At 56.8% G+C, this 16,117-nt stretch carries 14 protein-coding genes and 2 pseudogenes; 12 read left to right on the top strand and 4 right to left on the bottom strand.

Annotated features, from left to right (window positions below; translation table 11 throughout):
* Positions 1–109 precede the first annotated feature (109 nt).
* The 6 genes from miaA (at position 110) to JZI28_RS08105 (ending at position 9,079) form a co-directional block, all read left to right on the top strand.
* Entirely contained in the window at positions 110–976 is an 867-nt protein-coding gene (gene miaA / locus JZI28_RS08130) for a tRNA (adenosine(37)-N6)-dimethylallyltransferase MiaA (protein WP_375699804.1), read from the top strand.
* 314 nt (positions 977–1,290) lie between these two features.
* The gene (locus tag JZI28_RS08125; RefSeq protein WP_295455226.1) at positions 1,291–2,103 is read left to right on the top strand and encodes a helix-turn-helix domain-containing protein; all 813 of its coding nucleotides are present in this window, start codon (positions 1,291–1,293) and stop codon (positions 2,101–2,103) included.
* 484 nt (positions 2,104–2,587) lie between these two features.
* Positions 2,588–4,255 carry an ABC transporter substrate-binding protein gene (locus JZI28_RS08120; RefSeq protein ID WP_297338769.1) on the top strand — a complete coding sequence of 556 codons (1,668 nt, stop codon included), beginning with the start codon at positions 2,588–2,590 and terminating at the stop codon, positions 4,253–4,255.
* Positions 4,256–4,384: 129 nt separating this feature from the next.
* Positions 4,385–5,437 (top strand): ABC transporter permease, encoded by a 1,053-nt coding sequence (locus tag JZI28_RS08115; RefSeq protein WP_297338770.1) that lies wholly within the window; start codon positions 4,385–4,387, stop codon positions 5,435–5,437.
* Positions 5,438–5,452: 15 nt separating this feature from the next.
* The gene (locus JZI28_RS08110) at positions 5,453–6,895 is read left to right on the top strand and encodes an ABC transporter permease (RefSeq protein ID WP_375699803.1); all 1,443 of its coding nucleotides are present in this window, start codon (positions 5,453–5,455) and stop codon (positions 6,893–6,895) included.
* Positions 6,896–6,991: 96 nt separating this feature from the next.
* On the top strand, positions 6,992–9,079 hold the full coding sequence (locus tag JZI28_RS08105) for a dipeptide ABC transporter ATP-binding protein (protein WP_375699802.1): 2,088 nt from the start codon (positions 6,992–6,994) through the stop codon (positions 9,077–9,079).
* Positions 9,080–9,131: 52 nt separating this feature from the next.
* Here JZI28_RS08105 and JZI28_RS08100 read toward each other — a convergent pair whose 3' ends face one another.
* The 3 genes from JZI28_RS08100 to JZI28_RS08090 form a co-directional block, all read right to left on the bottom strand.
* On the bottom strand, positions 9,132–10,316 hold the full coding sequence (locus JZI28_RS08100) for a cytochrome-c peroxidase (RefSeq protein WP_375699801.1): 1,185 nt from the start codon (positions 10,314–10,316) through the stop codon (positions 9,132–9,134).
* Positions 10,317–10,469: 153 nt separating this feature from the next.
* Entirely contained in the window at positions 10,470–10,847 is a 378-nt protein-coding gene (locus tag JZI28_RS08095) for a hypothetical protein (RefSeq protein WP_295455566.1), read from the bottom strand.
* Between the two features lie 259 nt (positions 10,848–11,106).
* Positions 11,107–11,700: a lytic transglycosylase domain-containing protein gene (locus JZI28_RS08090; RefSeq protein ID WP_295455565.1), complete on the bottom strand. Its 594-nt coding sequence runs from the start codon at positions 11,698–11,700 to the stop codon at positions 11,107–11,109.
* 292 nt (positions 11,701–11,992) lie between these two features.
* Between JZI28_RS08090 and ssb the strand changes: the two genes are divergently transcribed.
* From ssb to JZI28_RS08075, 3 genes and pseudogenes are all read left to right on the top strand, one after another.
* The gene (gene ssb, locus JZI28_RS08085) at positions 11,993–12,517 is read left to right on the top strand and encodes a single-stranded DNA-binding protein (RefSeq protein ID WP_297341527.1); all 525 of its coding nucleotides are present in this window, start codon (positions 11,993–11,995) and stop codon (positions 12,515–12,517) included.
* A gap of 178 nt (positions 12,518–12,695) precedes the next feature.
* A pseudogene (locus tag JZI28_RS08080) lies at positions 12,696–13,262 on the top strand (IS30 family transposase); the annotation flags it as partial.
* Between the two features lie 250 nt (positions 13,263–13,512).
* Positions 13,513–14,859, top strand: coding sequence for an IS1380 family transposase (locus tag JZI28_RS08075; protein ID WP_040176196.1), 1,347 nt, complete (start codon positions 13,513–13,515; stop codon positions 14,857–14,859).
* 11 nt (positions 14,860–14,870) lie between these two features.
* On the opposite strand, the gene JZI28_RS08070 is transcribed toward JZI28_RS08075, so the two are convergent.
* The gene (locus JZI28_RS08070) at positions 14,871–15,011 is read right to left on the bottom strand and encodes a hypothetical protein (RefSeq protein ID WP_158441640.1); all 141 of its coding nucleotides are present in this window, start codon (positions 15,009–15,011) and stop codon (positions 14,871–14,873) included.
* A 66-nt stretch (positions 15,012–15,077) separates the two neighbouring features.
* Between JZI28_RS08070 and JZI28_RS08065 the strand changes: the two are divergent.
* The 3 genes and pseudogenes from JZI28_RS08065 to JZI28_RS08055 all read left to right on the top strand — a co-directional run.
* Positions 15,078–15,251: pseudogene (locus JZI28_RS08065) on the top strand (IS3 family transposase); the annotation flags it as partial.
* A gap of 82 nt (positions 15,252–15,333) precedes the next feature.
* Positions 15,334–15,510 (top strand): hypothetical protein, encoded by a 177-nt coding sequence (locus JZI28_RS08060; protein ID WP_375700139.1) that lies wholly within the window; start codon positions 15,334–15,336, stop codon positions 15,508–15,510.
* A gap of 127 nt (positions 15,511–15,637) precedes the next feature.
* The gene (locus JZI28_RS08055) at positions 15,638–16,063 is read left to right on the top strand and encodes a hypothetical protein (protein ID WP_375699524.1); all 426 of its coding nucleotides are present in this window, start codon (positions 15,638–15,640) and stop codon (positions 16,061–16,063) included.
* Positions 16,064–16,117 lie beyond the last annotated feature (54 nt).

Genomic DNA, 16,117 nt, shown 5'->3' with positions numbered 1-16,117 from the left:
AAGCAAAATGCGACGGGTTTCAATGCGGGTAAACCGCTTTCCTTTCTGTTTCTGACCTGTTTCCAATCTGCCGCTGGCCCAAATTCGCAAACCTCTGGACGGACCTCTGATGCTGCTGCCCGATCTTGACCCGGACAAACCCGTACTTCTGGCGGGGCCCACGGCCTCGGGGAAATCTTCCCTGGCGATGGAAATCGCGCAAAAACAAGGTGGTGTGATCGTCAACGCCGACGCCAGCCAGATCTACGACTGTTGGCGAGTGGTCACCGCCCGCCCCTCCCGCGCCGAGGAAGAGCGCCTGCCGCACCGCCTATACGGACATGTCGCCTATGATGGGCAATATTCCGCAGGCCACTGGTTGCGCGAGGTCAAATCCCTGCTGGAGAGCGCTGAACGCCCCATTATCGTAGGCGGGACCGGGCTATATTTTTCCGCCCTTACCGAAGGGCTGGCAGAAATCCCCGCAACGCCTGATGAGATTCGCAAACGTGCTGATTCCCTCACGCTCGAGATGCTGTTGGCGCAGCTCGATCCGCAAACTGCCGCGCGCATAGATCTGAACAACCGCGCCAGGGTTCAACGCGCCTGGGAGGTCTTGCAGGCCTCTGGCCGCTCCCTGGCGGACTGGCAAGACGACACGCCTGCACCAATTATGCCAATCAAAGCCTGTTCTACCCTGGTTATGGATAGTCCCAAAGACTGGCTGGAGCCCCGGATCCGTCACCGCTTTGACCAGATGCTAGCACAAGGCGCGCTGGAAGAGGTGGAGGCAATGCGGGAGCGCTATGATCCCAGGCTCCCCTCCTGCAAGGCCATCGGCGTGCCCGAACTGATGGGGTATATCTGTGGTGATCTCACACTGGAAGCCGCCCGGGAACAGGCCGCGATCGCCACGCGCCGCTATGCCAAACGGCAACGCAGCTGGTTTCGCTCCAGAATGAAAGACTGGACACTGATCACATCCAGCGCCTTGTGATGTGATCTCTACCCCAGCCAGCAAGACCCGGGTTGCCCACGTCAGATACACGAGGCCAGATACTAGGGGTCAGATAATCTAGGGCAGATAATAGCGGCCAGTCCTCAAACGCTCAGAGCTGCGCCGATTAAAACCACGCAGAACCGATACACTCTGATGGCATAAATACCCGCGCAGCCATAACAATTCTGGGTTGCAAATAGGAAACGGAAAAACACTTCAGCAACAGTAGGTTTTTGCAGAACTTGCCAGAATCAAAAATTCATGGCCTGCTCGCTTCAAATTGTCCCTATTACTGAAGTGTTTGCCACTGAATGCCTTTTGATCCTAACCCCAACGAAGAAATCCAGGTTATTCCACTTTCCCAACTGGTATCGTTTGGCGCATGGCAAACCGAGCTTGCGCATGATCGCGGAGAGCATTTGCTGATCTGGGTCACCCGTGGCCAGGGGCGTATGCTGATGGATGGGAACCAGCGTGGGTTCAGCACACATAGCGCTTTGTTCTTTCCCGCCAGGTCGCTGTGGTCTGTAGAATTTGGCCGCCAATGCCTGGGACAGGCATTGCGCATTCCGGTCACCGCTCCGGTCGCTACACCTGACAAACCCCTGCATCTGAAAATCTCTGACGCGCGCGAACAGGCGCGGCTCAATGCTCTGCTCGAAGCCATGGTGCAGGAACAGACCGGCCACCCGGCCCTGTGGCGGCGCGCCTTGCAATCCTATAGTGAGCTGATCAGCATTCAATTGCGCCGCCTGCCGCCTTCAGGTCCCCTGCCCCCAGAGCGGCCATCCGCCGCCCGGCGCCTGTCGCAATCCTATTGCCAACGGGTCAGCGACTACTATGACGCGCGCTCCACAATGGCCGACCACGCCGCTGCCCTGAATGTGACACCGACCCACCTCACCCGCGTCTGCAAATCAGAAACCGGCAAAACGGCTGCGGCTTTGCTTACCGAACGCCAGCTCTATGCGGCGCGCTGTCTGTTGGCGTTTTCGGATATGACCATGCGGGATATCGCGGACCAGATTGGCTTCGGCAGCCCAGCCTATTTCACGCGCTTCATTACCCAACACACCGGCCAAACCCCCAGTACCCTGCGAAAAACCTCCCGTAGACGCCAGTGACCCTCGCCGCCTTGTCAAACCGCTACTCATTGTAGCCGTCTTCTTTCGAACTGGCCTATATGAGCCGGTCTCGGGCAATGTGATGACCCAGAATTTATGCGCCTGTTCAGACCGCGAACTGGCTGACAGCCTGACGCATCTTTGAGCTGCCCTGACCTGCCCCTCCGGATGTGCAGCGACAGCCCTGACGATTCTTTTGCATCGATTCACCGCATGACACTTCTCCAAAGCCTTCAGAACTGGGCACAAGTGCCCAGTCTTCGACCAGCTGAGGGCCATAAGTCAAAATCGACACCAGTAATGTCGCTTTTAGCCCCCCAAAGATCGATTCTAAGCATTGACCTGCCTTCGGATCTAGGGCCGAATAAGGCCATCAAAAGGCAATAAGCCACAACCGCACCGTTTCTGACCTCAGGTCCGGAAACACATTGGCAATGTCCAGAAGGGGAACAGTTCCCCGGCGGTGCACCAAAGGGAGATCCGAATGACCCATAATTCCACAACAGACGTGACGCCACACTGGGCCGCAAAAATGCATGCCCAGGAGGTGATCGAAGGCAAGCTGGACCGCCGCGAGTTCCTGACCCGCGCCACCGGTCTGGGGGTGAGCGCAGCGGCGGCTTACGGCCTTCTTGGTTTGGCGGCCCCCGCCGCCCAGGCGGCAACCGAAATGAAATCCGGCGGCACCCTGCGGGTCCAGATGGAGGTGCGCCCTCTCAAAGACCCACGGACCTATGACTGGTCGCAGATGGGCAACCAGACACGCGGCACGCTGGAGTATCTGGTAGAGTACAACAACGACGGCACCATTCGGGGCATGCTGCTGGAGAGCTGGGAGGTCAATGACGACGCCACAGTCTATACCCTGAATGTTCGTAAGGGCGTGACCTGGAACAATGGCGACGCCTTCACCGCCGAAGATGTGGCACGTAACATTGCTGGGTGGTGCGACAAGGGGCTCGAAGGCAACTCGATGGCCGGGCGTTTCGCCACGCTTATCGACGCCGAGACCAATGCCGCAGCCGAGGGCAGCATCGAGATTGTGGACGACCACACTCTGCGCCTGAACCTGCCTGGCCCGGATATTTCACTGATCGCCGGCATGGCAGATTACCCAGCCGCCATTACCCATTCCAGCTTTCAGACCAATGACTTCACTAATAACGTCGGCACTGGCCCCTATCTGCTGAGCACCCTGGAAGTGGGCGTCAAAGCCGTGTTGGAGCGCAACACGGCCCATAAATGGTGGGGCGAAGAGGTCTATGGCACCCCTGCTCTGGATCGCATCGAATACACCGATTTCGGCACCGACCCCTCGTCTTGGCTGGCCGCGCTGGAATCCGACGAAGTTGACATGCTCTATGAATCGGTTGGTGAGTTCATTGATGTAATGGACGCGCTGGGCTACCCCAAATCCGAGGTTGTCACCATGGCCACCATCGTGGTGCGTCCCAACCAGCTGGCCGAAGTAGATGGCAAACGCCCCTATGCGGACAAACGCGTCCGCCAGGCGATCCAAATGGCCGTTGATAACGCTGTCTGTCTTGAACTTGGCTATGGCAACCGTGGCCAAGCAGCCGAAAACCACCATGTGGGCCCAATCCATCCCGAATATGCCGAGCTACCCCCGCAGAAACATGATCCCGAAGCCGCCCGCGCCCTGATGGAAGAAGCAGGCATGTTGGATTTCGAACATGAAATCATCTCGATTGATGATGACTGGCGCAAAAACACCACCGATGCGGTTGCAGCACAGCTGCGCGATGCCGGCTTCAAGGTGAAGCGGACAGTGCTGCCTGGCTCGACCTTCTGGAACGATTGGGTGAAATACCCCTTCAGCTCAACCAACTGGAATCCGCGCCCCTTGGGTGTGCAGATCCACGCGCTGGCCTATCGCTCGGGCGAGGCTTGGAACGAATTTGGCTGGTCCAATGAAGAGTTCGATGGCCTGCTGACCGAGGCCCTGGCCATTGCAGACGCCGACAAGCGTCGCGAAGTCATGAAGAAGATGGAGATGATCGTTCAGGATGAAGGCGTTACCATCCAACCCTACTGGCGCTCCCTCTATCGTCACATGCGCGAAGGCGTTGCCAATGCCGATATGCATGTAACCTTTGAACATCATCACTACAAATGGGGTTGGTCGGCCTAAGTTAGCAGCCACCACCTACGTCCCTCCCCCTGAGCCGCAGATCTGCACTGCGGCTCAGGGCAGCCAAAAAGACCAAGGCGGCACCTGCGAGGTTGCCCCGGTTTTGACGCCAGACCAACAGGGAACCCTATGGGATTGTTCATTTTACGCCGCTCAGGCGTGATGCTTCTGACGGCGCTATGCCTGACGTTCATCGTTTTTACGCTCACCAATTTGTATCCAAATCTGGAAAAGCTCGCCAAAACCCAAGGCAACTTCCGGATGACCGACGAGGCCGTGGCCAGCTGGCTTGACAAGAACGGCTACAGTCAGCCGATGGCTATAAAATATGGTCAATGGCTGGGTGTCTTGCCCGGATGGACACTGCAGGGTGACGACGGAGTATCTGGCCGCTGCATAACCGGTACTGTGCCCCAGGCCCAGGCCGCCGAAGCCCCGCGGTTTTGTGGTATTCTGCAGGGTGACTGGGGGCAATCCACCGTGTTGCAAAAGGATGTTGCCAGTGTGGTTTCAGAACGTCTGGGCAATACCCTGCGCCTGATGGGCTGGGTTTTGCTGCTGATGATCCCCTCCGCGTTGATCATCGGTGTTCTGGCCGGCATGCGCGAAGGATCGGTGACGGACCGCAGTCTTTCAACCGTCTCCATTCTGACAACTGCCACCCCGGAATATGTTTCAGGCGTGGTCTTTATCGCAATTTTCACCTCTTCCACCGTTGGGTTGAAGTGGTTCAAAGGCTCTGCCACCGCCGCCACTGAAAACCCAACCTTTGAGAACTTCTTTCTGCCGGTTCTGACAATTGCGCTTTATGGCATGGGCTACATTGCCCGCATGACCCGCGCCTCGATGACTGAGGTGATGACAGCGCAGTATATTCGAACCGCCCGGCTTAAGGGCGTCAGCTTTCCCAAGATCGTATTGAAACACGCCCTGCGCAATGCACTGATCGCTCCGTTCACCGTGATCATGTTGCAGTTTCCCTGGCTGCTAAATGGCGTCGTCATTGTGGAAACCCTGTTTAACTACAAAGGCTTCGGATGGATACTTGTGCAGGCCGCAGGCAATAACGACATCGAGCTGTTGCTGGCGATTTCGGTTGTGTCGGTCTTTGTTGTGCTGGTGACCCAGCTGATTTCTGACATTGGCTATGTCTTTCTTAATCCCCGCATTCGCATTTCATAACGGAAGGAGACAGACATGGACCCTCTCAGCTGGACCGGCAAGATCGCCTTCCTCGACCCCGTCCTTTTCATCGCCCTTGGGCTGCTTGCCATCTCGGTTCTGGTCTGGATCCTGCTCAGCGCAGTGTTGCCAGAACAGCGTGCCATCAATGCCGGAAATGGCAGCCTCGGCCTTAGCTCAGACCCCAGAGGTCTGGCCAACCGGGCTGTTAAGGCGGCCCTGTTGGCGACCACTGCCGTGCTGCTCGCCTATCTGATCCTGGGCATGATTATGGGCACAGGTGCTGGCATTATCGGCGCAATGGCACAGCGGTTCTTGCCCGTGTGGATTGCTTTGGCGCTGCTTTTCACCCTGTCGATCCGCTACAAGCGCAGGCTCGGCCTCTATGGCAAGCTGTTTGACAGCCCCATCGGCATGATCGGTTTTGCATTGGTGATGTTCTGGGTGTTTACCGGATTTTTTGGCGCTTTTGACCTGATCGTCACCCATGACCCATTGGCGCAGTTATCCGGCCTGAAAAACAAAGTGCCAGGGACCCCCCTGCGCAGCCCTGAAGAGGGCGATTTTCAGTGGTATCTTCTGGGCGGGGACAACCTGGCCCGCGATGTCTTTAGCCGCATGATCAAGGGCGCCTGGGAGGTGGTCAAGATTGCACCGCTGGCGACGCTGTTTGCCTTTATGGTTGGCATTACACTTGGCCTGCCTGCGGGGTATTTTGGCGGACGGCTCGACACTGTTTTGTCCTTCCTTGCCAATCTGATCCTGGCCTTTCCGGTGATCTTGCTGTTTTACCTGCTGGTGACACCTGAAATAGTGCAAACAGGCCTGCCGCAGTTTATGGCCATTGTGCTTTTTGCCTTTCCTCTGATCTTTTTCTACGTGCTGATCAATGCGCGGTATCGCACCCAACCCTCCAAAAACCGTCTCTACCTTGGGGTCGTTTTGCTGCCGATGCTGGCCGTTTATCTGATGGTGGTGAACGACCCCGGCTCAAAGGTCGATATCCTGCCTGCGGTTCTGGACAGAATAGACATTCCGGGCGGCATCCTGGTGGTTTTTGTGTCGGTTGTTTTTGTGAACTCGCCCACAGTGTTTCGTATTGTGCGTGGCCTGGCGATGGATATCAAAACCCGCGACTATGTGGCGGCGGCCCAAACCCGTGGCGAGCGGCCCTGGTATATCATGCTGTGGGAAGTGCTGCCCAACGCACGTGGTCCGCTGATTGTCGATTTCTGCCTGCGCATTGGTTACACCACCATACTTCTGGGAACTTTAGGTTTCTTCGGCCTCGGCTTACCACCGGAGAGCCCGGATTGGGGATCGACCATCAATGAAGGGCGCAAGCTGTTGGCGATCTATCTGCACCCAGCCCTGCCACCTGCCTTTGCGCTGTTAAGCATGGTTCTGGGCCTCAACCTATTGGCGGATGGGCTGCGTGAAGAAAGCCTGAAGGATTAATCCAAACCGGACCGGGGGCCAGCCCCCCGGCCCCCCGGGATATTTGAGGCCAATTGAAAGGGCTATCTTTCTTGGGCTCAGCAGGGAGACAAGATGATGAACAAACTGTCAGAGACCGACGGGCCGGTGCTTGAGATCGACAAGCTGTCGATTTCCTTTTTTACGCGGTTGCGGGAAATCCCGGCTGTGATGGATTTTTCTGTCTCGGTGCAGCCAGGCGAAGCGGTGGGGCTGGTGGGCGAATCCGGCTGCGGCAAATCCACGGTGGCGCTGGGGGTGATGCAGGACCTGGGCAAGAACGGCCGCATTGTCGGCGGCTCGATCAAGTTCAAGGGCCGCGATCTGGCGCAGATGAGCGCCGAAGAGCTGCGCGACATCCGCGGCAATGAGATTGCGATGATCTACCAGGAGCCGATGGCCAGCCTCAACCCGGCGATGAAAATCGGCCGCCAGTTGATGGAGGTGCCGATGATCCACGAGGGGGTCAGCGAAAGCCAGGCCTATGAGCGGGCGCTGGAAGTGGTCACAGATGTGCGCCTGCCCGATCCCGAGCGGATGCTGAACTCCTATCCGCATCAGCTCTCTGGCGGGCAACAGCAGCGCATTGTCATTGCTATGGCGTTAATGTCGAAACCATCGTTGCTGATCCTGGATGAGCCAACAACGGCGCTGGATGTTACTGTTGAGGCCGCCGTGGTCGAGCTGGTCCGGGATCTTGGTAAGAAATACGGCACCTCCATGCTGTTCATCAGCCATAATCTTGGGTTGATCCTGGAAACCTGTGACCGGCTTTGTGTGATGTATTCGGGCGAGGCCGTCGAGCGCGGCTCGATCGCCGAGGTGTTTGATGAGATGCAGCATCCCTATACCCAGGCGCTGTTTCGATCGATCCCGCTGCCTGGTGCCGACAAGAACGCGCATCCCCTGGTGGCGATCCCCGGCAACTTTCCGCTGCCACATGAGCGGCCGACAGGCTGCAATTTTGGCCCCAGGTGCGACTACTTCGAAGCTGGTCGCTGCGATGTGGGACAGATCGATATGGCAGATGTGGCGGGAAACGACCGCCATGCCACCCGCTGTCTGCGCCATCAGGAAATCGACTGGAACGCCCCCATCGCCATTGGTGAGCAGAAAGAAAAGACCAGCCCCGGCGAGGTTGTTCTCAAGATCGACAATCTCAAGAAATATTATGAGGTTGCGGCCAATGCGCTGTTTGGGGGCGGCGCCAAGAAGGTGGTCAAAGCCAATGAGACCCTGAGTTTTGAAGCTAGGGAGTCTGAGACCCTTGCCATTGTTGGGGAATCCGGCTGTGGCAAATCCACTTTTGCCAAGGTGTTGATGGGGTTGGAGACCGCCACCGAGGGAGAAATCCTGCTGGACGGAGAAAACATCGAACAAACCCCGATCGAAGACCGGCAGACCGGAACCATTTCGGATGTGCAAATGGTGTTCCAGAACCCATTTGATACGCTCAACCCGTCGATGACTGTGGGGCGTCAGATCATCCGCGCACTGGAGGTCTTTGACATCGGCGACAGCGACCTGGACCGCCGGCAGCGCATGCTTGAACTGCTGGATCTGGTGAAACTGCCGCGGGCCTTTGCCGATCGGATGCCGCGACAACTGTCGGGTGGGCAAAAGCAACGGGTGGGTATTGCACGGGCCTTTTCTGGTGGGGCGCGGATTGTGGTGGCGGATGAGCCGGTGTCGGCCTTGGATGTTTCGGTTCAGGCGGCGGTGACTGATCTGCTGATGGAAATCCAGCGCACCGAAAAGACCACCCTGCTGTTTATCAGCCATGATCTGTCCATCGTGCGCTATCTCAGTGATCGGGTCATGGTGATGTATCTGGGCCATGTGGTGGAGCTGGGCGATACCGATCAGGTGTTCTCGCCGCCCTACCACCCCTATACTGAGGCCCTGCTCAGCGCGGTGCCAATTGCCGACACGTCCATTCAAAAGGAACATATCGTCCTAGAAGGCGATATTCCCTCGGCAATGAACCCGCCCTCTGGCTGCCCCTTTCAAACCCGATGCCGCTGGAAAAGCGAGGTTCCGGGCGGGCTTTGTGACAGTGAGGTGCCGCCCACCCGCGTTCTGGAGGCAGGACACCAGATCAAATGCCACCTGAGCGATGAGGTGCTGGAACGGATGCAGCCCGTCATCAAGCTGGCGGCGGAGTGAGCGCACAGAAAGCCCCCGCCCCAAAGACGGGCGGGAGGCATGCCTTTTGCTTCTAGTCCTCGGCCTCCAGGAGATATTCGTAGCGCTGATCCGTCAGGGTTTTTAGAAACGCCACCAGGGCCTCGACCCGCCGGTCCTCCAAAGCAGGCCCATGGGTGAGCTCCTTGACGGAGAGTGTCCCTGGCACCGGTGGCTCGCCCCAGGGCTGGCCGGTTTCGGGGTTGATTTGCGCCGCCTCCGCTTTGCTGTTGTAGCGATTGTAGAACAGCACAACCGTGCGCAGATCCTGAAACACCCCATTGTGCATATAGGGCCCGGTGACAGCGACATTGCGCAGAGTTGGGGTGCGAAACTTGCCGCGCTCGCCCGGGTCCGTCACCTGCGGATTGGCCAATAGCCCCTCATCGACAAAATCCATAGCCATACCAGCCTCTTGGATTACCGCATGATTACCCGGTACGCCGATGTTGTGGTAGCTGTAATCGCTAAAGGTCTCTTGTGCAGCAATCGGGCTGCTGCGCAACTGATGGCACTGATTACAATTGGTGAACTGCTCTGAAAAGAACAGTGTGCGCCCCAGCTCCTCCTCTTTTGAAAACTGCGCCTTTCCAGCCAGATAGCGGTCATACTTACTGCTGAAGGGCGCAAATTCAGCGCCACGTTCAAAGGCTGCAATTGCCTGGGTCATGGCGGTAAAGCCGCTCTCATCCTCCTGCAAAACAGTCGGGGAGAATAGCGCGGCAAATTGTTCCCTGTAGTCCGGGTTCTCCAGCAGACGCTGAACCAAGACTGCCTTGTCTGGCAGCCCCATCTCGATCGGGTTCAAGGGCGGGCCACCGGCCTGTTCTTCCAGATCAGCGGCACGCCCATCCCAGAACAAACCGCCGATCCATTTCCCATCCGCATTCTGGTGAAAAGGAGGAATAAAGGCAGCATATGACGCGGTTGGCGCATTGCGATTGCCCAAGGACGCGCCGTCATCCCCCAAAGAAAACGCCCCATCAGCAGAGCGACGGGGATCGCTGAAGCCCTGTTCGGGGTCGTGGCAGCTGGCGCAGGACTGGCTGCGATTGAGAGATAGGTTTTCGTCGTGAAACAGCGCCTCGCCCAGCTGCGCCATCAGCGGGTCCCGCACCAATGTCTCTGCCTGCACTGGTCCCACAGCAGTGAAAACGGCCAGCGCACAGAGGCTGGAAAGGGTCAATCGGATCGGGCGGATCGGAATAAATCGCTGCATCATGGGCTCCGGGAATAGCAGTTTTGCCTAAAACTCCCGGAAACCCATAATGCGGACCTTGATGCAGCGCAATTCCTGATCAAAAAAATCAGGTACACCTCCCCCACTCCCACAGCAGATGAGATTTCGGCGCTACCCCAAAGGTATTTGTGGTCAACTTAGCAGCAAGACCACGATCATCAGAAGGTTCATAGAGGCAAATTGCATCAGCCAGGGATGTCTCCGGCTGCGCAGCGCAGCGTAGATCGCCAAAGTCACCGAAACCGCGAGACCAGAAAGAGCCAAACCGCCCCCAATCAGCCCCACCATGCCGGTATCTGGCCCCCAAGGAGAGCCAACAAGTGTCATCCCCTTGACGCCAAAGCCGATACAAATGCCCAAAATAGCACCCAACAGTGTCGCCCCAACGCTGCGGGCCTTTGCCTGGCCACGCTGCCCCCCCAGGACGCTATCAATCACCTCTTGTGATGGCACCGCGCCGGGTACCCATTGAATGCGTTCGAGCCGGTCGTCAAAGCTTCTGCTGGTCACTTGAATTCCTCCTGAAATCACAGGCAACATCAAAAAATAATAAGGCTGATTCATGGCAAACCGAGGAAGTTAACAAGGCATTAAGGAAAATTATCAACTCCTTAACGGGCGCGCCTTTCGACGGTGGGCTTTTGCGCTGATAGGCGCGCGCCATAGCCGGACGCAGCGGCTATCACGCCAGAAAACGCGCCCCGTAGATCCCTGCCTTGTTAAAGAAAAATAGTAGTTTCCGGTTTTCCAGGGGCGGCCAAAAACGCCCTCAGCTCCCCCAGATTTTGGCCACGTAGTTCTGCGTTTCCTCATAGGGGGGCACGCCGCCATATTTTCGAACCGCTTGCGGCCCGGCGTTATAGGCTGCCAGCGCCAGACGCCAGGATCCGAATTTTCTGAACTGTTTGGACAGGTAGCGCGCACCACCTTCGAGGTTCTGTTTTGGAATGGAAGGATCCACGCCGAGCCGACGCGCGGTGGCGGGCATCAACTGTGCCAGCCCCAGCGCACCTTTGTGCGATTCTGCATTGGGGTTCCAGTTGCTTTCCTGTTGCACCAGACGCAGAAACAGGTCTTCGGGCACCCCATGTTTGCGGGCAGCTTGCCGCGCCATGGTCAGGTATTCCCCGCGATATTTCCCCGTATAGCGTGGGCTGATCGACGAGACTGTCGGCACCGTATCCGGGCGCAGCCGTACCGAATTTTCGTATTGCTGCGCTGCCCGCGTATCCAGAATCCGGGTATGGGCCGAAAAAAGATCACGCCTGCTTTTGGTGCTGAACATATCCGCCTGCCCCACCGTGGCACAGGTGAGACCAAGGCCAAGACCGGCGCTAAAAATCCCAAGTGTCAGTGACCGCATTCCGCTTCTCATCCCATTACCCTGCTGAGTTCTGGCGCGACTATAGCCGGATTTACATCAAAGGGAAGCAAACTGGTTCACACAGGCCAGCCCATAGGGATAAATTCGCTCGAAATCCCGCCGCCACCTGAACAAAGCCGCTCTGCCTCTCGCAACGACAATGGGGCCAGAGGAGAGCTTTCCTAGCCGTGCCCAGGTCTATACTGTAACTGCAACCCAGCGGTTGGGATTCGGCAAGCAGGCTCTCTTCCGCGCGCAACACAACCTAAGAAAAGAATAAGGACGGACCCCTATGGCCGGCTCAGTCAACAAAGTCATTCTCATCGGCAACCTGGGGCGTGACCCGGAAGTACGGTCATTTCAGAACGGTGGCAAAGTTTGCAATCTGCGCATTGCAACCTCGGAAAACTGGAAAGACCGCAACACTGGCGAACGCCGCGAGCGTACCGAATGGCATTCGGTAGCGATCTTCAACGAAGGTCTTGTCCGTGTCGCTGAGCAATACCTGCGCAAAGGCTCCAAAGTCTACATTGAAGGTCAGCTACAGACCCGCAAATGGCAGGATCAAAGCGGCAATGACCGCTACTCCACCGAAGTGGTTCTGCAGGGGTTTGGCTCGACGCTGACCATGCTCGATGGTCGTGGCGAAGGCGGTGGCGCAGGCGGCGGTGGCGGCGGCAACTACGGTGGCGGCCAGGACAGCGGCTATGGCGGTGGCGGCGGCGGTTACGACAGCGGCGCGCAACAGGGCGGCGGCTTTGGTGGCGGCAACAGCGGCCCCTCGCACAACATTGACGACGACGAAATCCCGTTCTGAGGGTAACAAACTGCAAAATGTAGTTTTTAGGGTGTAAGCGTTTAAAAAAAAACAACAAGTGCCCAAAAAAAGTAGATTTTTGAGGTTGATTTTAGGCAGTGATTTCGAAGCCAATTGTAGATTTTTGATTGGCTTCGGATCAAGTGCTTACACAACGTAATACCATTCTCACCAGTGGCGAGCCTTCCTCACAAGTGCGCTGATGATTAGCGACCGTCCGGCATAAGTTGGCGATAGGGCTGTGCCTGGCCATTGGGAGGGCGACCTCATTCTCGGTCTCGGAAGTTAAGCGATTGGAACGCTGGTCGAGCGCACAACACGCTTCACCATGCTATTGCACCTGCCGCGCATGGAGGGCTATGGAAAGGGCGATGTGCCCAAGAATGGACCAGCGCTGGCTGGCCATGGCGCTGAAACTGTCCACGATGCTATCGCAGGAACAATCATGAGACTTCCTGCGGTTCTTCGGCGTTCTCTGACTTGGGATCAGGGTGCGGAGATGGCCCAACATGCGCAACTCCAAATCGATACGGGGCTGGAAATCTAACTCTGCAACCCACAAAGCCCTTGGCAGCGCGGGAGCAATGAAAATTCCAACCGCTGGCTGCGACAATACTTTCCGAAGGGCACGGATCTCAGTCAGCACGGCGTCAATGAGTTGAGCGCGGTCACGCATGCTTTGAACACAAGCCCCCGCAAAACCCTCGGCTGGAGAACTCCCGCCGAAGCTCTCGACCAGCTGCTCAAACAGGATATAATCAAATGTTTTGCGACGACCGGTTGTATCCGCCCAATATTGTTCAAACCAGTACCAAAGGCGTCTGAAAAAGCACGGCTTCAAGGTGTCGATGAGCGGAAAAGGAAATTGCTACGACAATTCCATGGTCGAAACGTTCTTCAACCCGCATTTCCCAAGTAACTTGACGTTTTCGCGCCTCCAACGGCCACTAATGTGTTATATTTCAGTATGTTAATTTGGCTGAAGGTGGTGGATTATGGATCACCCAGAGGGTGCACGCGAAACGGGTGATGGGCGGCTCAGTTTTGACCGCCGGGTCCGGCTGGAGTTTCATGGTTCCAAGATCAGCTCGGACGGTGGATTACTGTTGTTCAGGGAATTGGATGAAGTGCTCGGCCTGCACGACATTGCGGGCGGATTTCTGAGAGACACGCGAACTGGCCACAATCGCCTGCACTCACTGGTCGGCTTGTTGCGCCAGTCGGTCTTTGGGCGGCTGGCCGGATATGATGATGTTAATGACGCGGACCGTTTATCGCTTGATCCGGTGATGCGGCAGGTCGTTGGAGGGCGTGCCGTTGAGGCCAAGGCCGCGTCTGCGAGCCAGATGGGACGGTTCGAGACCGAGGTGTTGGCGGCAACCGACAATCGCACTGTGCTGGCGGATTTATCAGGACACTGGATCGACCGGGTTCACAATCGCAAACCGCCCAAGTGGATCACGCTCGACATGGACAGTTCAGTCAGTCCCACCCACGGCGCGCAAGAAGGCACCGCTTGGAACGGGCATTTCGGCTGCATGTGCTATCACCCGCTGTTCGTCTTCAACCAGTTTGGCCATTTGGAACGCTGCGCCCTGCGCCCCGGCAATGTTCACAGCGCAGATGGGTGGGAAGAGGTTCTGAAGCCCGTCATCGCGCGATATGCGGATCGTCACCTGATGCGGTTCTTCCGGGGGGATGCTGCGTTCGCCATCCCGGAGCTATACAAAACTCTGGAACTGGAAAACTATTTCTACGCCATCCGCCTTCGGGCCAATCGCGTTCTTCAGGGCAAGATTGCGCATCTGCTCAAGCGCCCTGTGGGTCGTCCGCCAAAAGGCGTGAAGCGCATCTACGGCGACTTCCAATATCAGGCGGCATCTTGGGACAAACCTCGTCGTGTCATCGCCAAGGTGGAATGGCATCCCAGCGAGTTGTTCCCGCGCGTGGGCTTCGTGGTCACCAACATGCCGATGGAACCCGACTGGATCATCCGCTTCTACAACCAACGCGGCACCGCCGAGCAATACATCAAGGAAGGCAAGCAGGCGATCAACTGGACCCGTTTGTCCTGCAAAGGCATGGCGCAGAACGAGGTGCGGCTGCAACTCCATGCACTGGCTTACAATATCGGTGCCTTCCTACAGGGCACTGATCTACCTGATGAGATAGCCGACTGGTCACTGACAAGCCTGCAGACGCGATTGATCAAGATTGGTGCGAGGGTTGTGCGTCACGCCCGTGCAATCACCTTCCAACTGGCCGAGGTGGCTGTCAGCGGCGATCTGTTCAACCGCATCCTTGCGGCCATACATCGGCTGCGCGCACCGCCGGTTCCCTAATGACAACATCGTTAATCATAAAACCTGAACAAAAGCGGCTCAACCGGTCTATCCATACGGGGGTCGGTCAGACCAATATCCGGATCAACCTCGCCCCCGAGACCGGAAATCGTGCTCAGTTCGCGCGTCAGATGCCCGAACAACGGCACCATGGGTCCAAGAGGCTTGATAGGAGCGCAGAACAGCGGCAAGGTGGGCGGGAGGACGTTCCACTTGGGGAATGTCAGTTCAAATCTATCAAGGCTGAGCTGATCTGGCGCAACAAATGGGACACACGTCGTAAGTCAGAAGGTGCGATCTTCCAGTATATCAATGTTTTTTATAATCCACGCCGCCATCACTCATCGCTGGGTGGCAAAATCCCCTTGGCCTTCGAACTAAAGGTTACATAAATGAGTGAGGAGACCGGAACGTAAGCGTCACAAGACCACACGACGGGGCGGAAAACGGACCTTAGCTGCAAGTGCTCGGGTCATGCATCGGGAAGGCGAAAGCAGCCATTCAGCTGCCAAACAGCCGCCTCTCGGTGCTGCGGCCCCCATCAAGGGCAGCAAGACGCCCTTGCAAGCGATGAAACACTGGCACAAACTCAAACCAGAACTGTTCAACAAACTGCCATACTACCGTCCGGGATGTGACAGCTATGCATGACGCGACTACAACCAATAGCATAAGGTATTTCATAATATCTCCATCAGGTTCAGGTGCGTGGAATTTGGCCCTTTGCAACGGGTTCTAAGCCACGGGCGGGCCAGGTTTATGGCGGCGGAAAGTAATAATGGATCACAATACCAAGCAAGAAACATATGCCCAACACCACAACAGCAGCCAGGACCGGCAGCAGAACGCCCGCACCAAAACTCATCCTCTCGATCCAGGCGAAAACACCTTTCCTAGACTGCGCCGCCGGAACGTCTGTCGTTTCAATCAAAGGGTAGTATTTGTACGCCAGAAATTGCGTCAGAAGGACCCCGAACTGGAACAGCCCAATCGCACTGACGATGAGTTTCGCCCAAATGGACGGATCGCGAACGTTGAAAACAAAGAAATACGCGATGAACACAATACCGAAAACACTTACCGTAAATGTATAGCCTATGTGCGACTTTGGAATGATATCGATCTGAGTGCCTCAGGTGTCGCATCCAAATCTGGTAAGCCAATTGTAGCGGTCCCAACCATGCGCGATCACATGCATTTCTGACCCTACGGTGCACCCGCAGAGGCGTCGCTGACTCCATACGTCATAATCTTGCGC

The sequence above is a fragment of the Pseudophaeobacter sp. TrK17 genome (assembly GCF_042192375.1).
Classification (GTDB): Bacteria; Pseudomonadota; Alphaproteobacteria; order Rhodobacterales; family Rhodobacteraceae; genus Pseudophaeobacter.
The sequence above is the reverse complement of the archived record's forward strand: the minus strand, read 5'-3'. Positions and strand labels throughout refer to the sequence as shown.

Bases quoted from the DNA above. Each gene is read 5' to 3' on its own strand.
- JZI28_RS08100 (WP_375699801.1), bottom strand. From the start codon at position 10,316: ATGCAGCGATTTATTCCGATCCGCCCGATCCGATTGACCCTTTCCAGC.
- JZI28_RS08075 (WP_040176196.1), top strand. From the start codon at position 13,513: ATGGATCACCCAGAGGGTGCACGCGAAACGGGTGATGGGCGGCTCAGT.
- ssb (WP_297341527.1), top strand. From the start codon at position 11,993: ATGGCCGGCTCAGTCAACAAAGTCATTCTCATCGGCAACCTGGGGCGT.
- JZI28_RS08110 (WP_375699803.1), top strand. From the start codon at position 5,453: ATGGACCCTCTCAGCTGGACCGGCAAGATCGCCTTCCTCGACCCCGTC.
- JZI28_RS08120 (WP_297338769.1), top strand. From the start codon at position 2,588: ATGACCCATAATTCCACAACAGACGTGACGCCACACTGGGCCGCAAAA.
- miaA (WP_375699804.1), top strand. From the start codon at position 110: ATGCTGCTGCCCGATCTTGACCCGGACAAACCCGTACTTCTGGCGGGG.
- JZI28_RS08070 (WP_158441640.1), bottom strand. From the start codon at position 15,011: ATGGTGCCGTTGTTCGGGCATCTGACGCGCGAACTGAGCACGATTTCC.
- JZI28_RS08105 (WP_375699802.1), top strand. From the start codon at position 6,992: ATGAACAAACTGTCAGAGACCGACGGGCCGGTGCTTGAGATCGACAAG.
- JZI28_RS08055 (WP_375699524.1), top strand. From the start codon at position 15,638: ATGGATCACAATACCAAGCAAGAAACATATGCCCAACACCACAACAGC.
- JZI28_RS08115 (WP_297338770.1), top strand. From the start codon at position 4,385: ATGGGATTGTTCATTTTACGCCGCTCAGGCGTGATGCTTCTGACGGCG.
- JZI28_RS08060 (WP_375700139.1), top strand. From the start codon at position 15,334: ATGCATCGGGAAGGCGAAAGCAGCCATTCAGCTGCCAAACAGCCGCCT.
- JZI28_RS08090 (WP_295455565.1), bottom strand. From the start codon at position 11,700: ATGCGGTCACTGACACTTGGGATTTTTAGCGCCGGTCTTGGCCTTGGT.
- JZI28_RS08125 (WP_295455226.1), top strand. From the start codon at position 1,291: ATGCCTTTTGATCCTAACCCCAACGAAGAAATCCAGGTTATTCCACTT.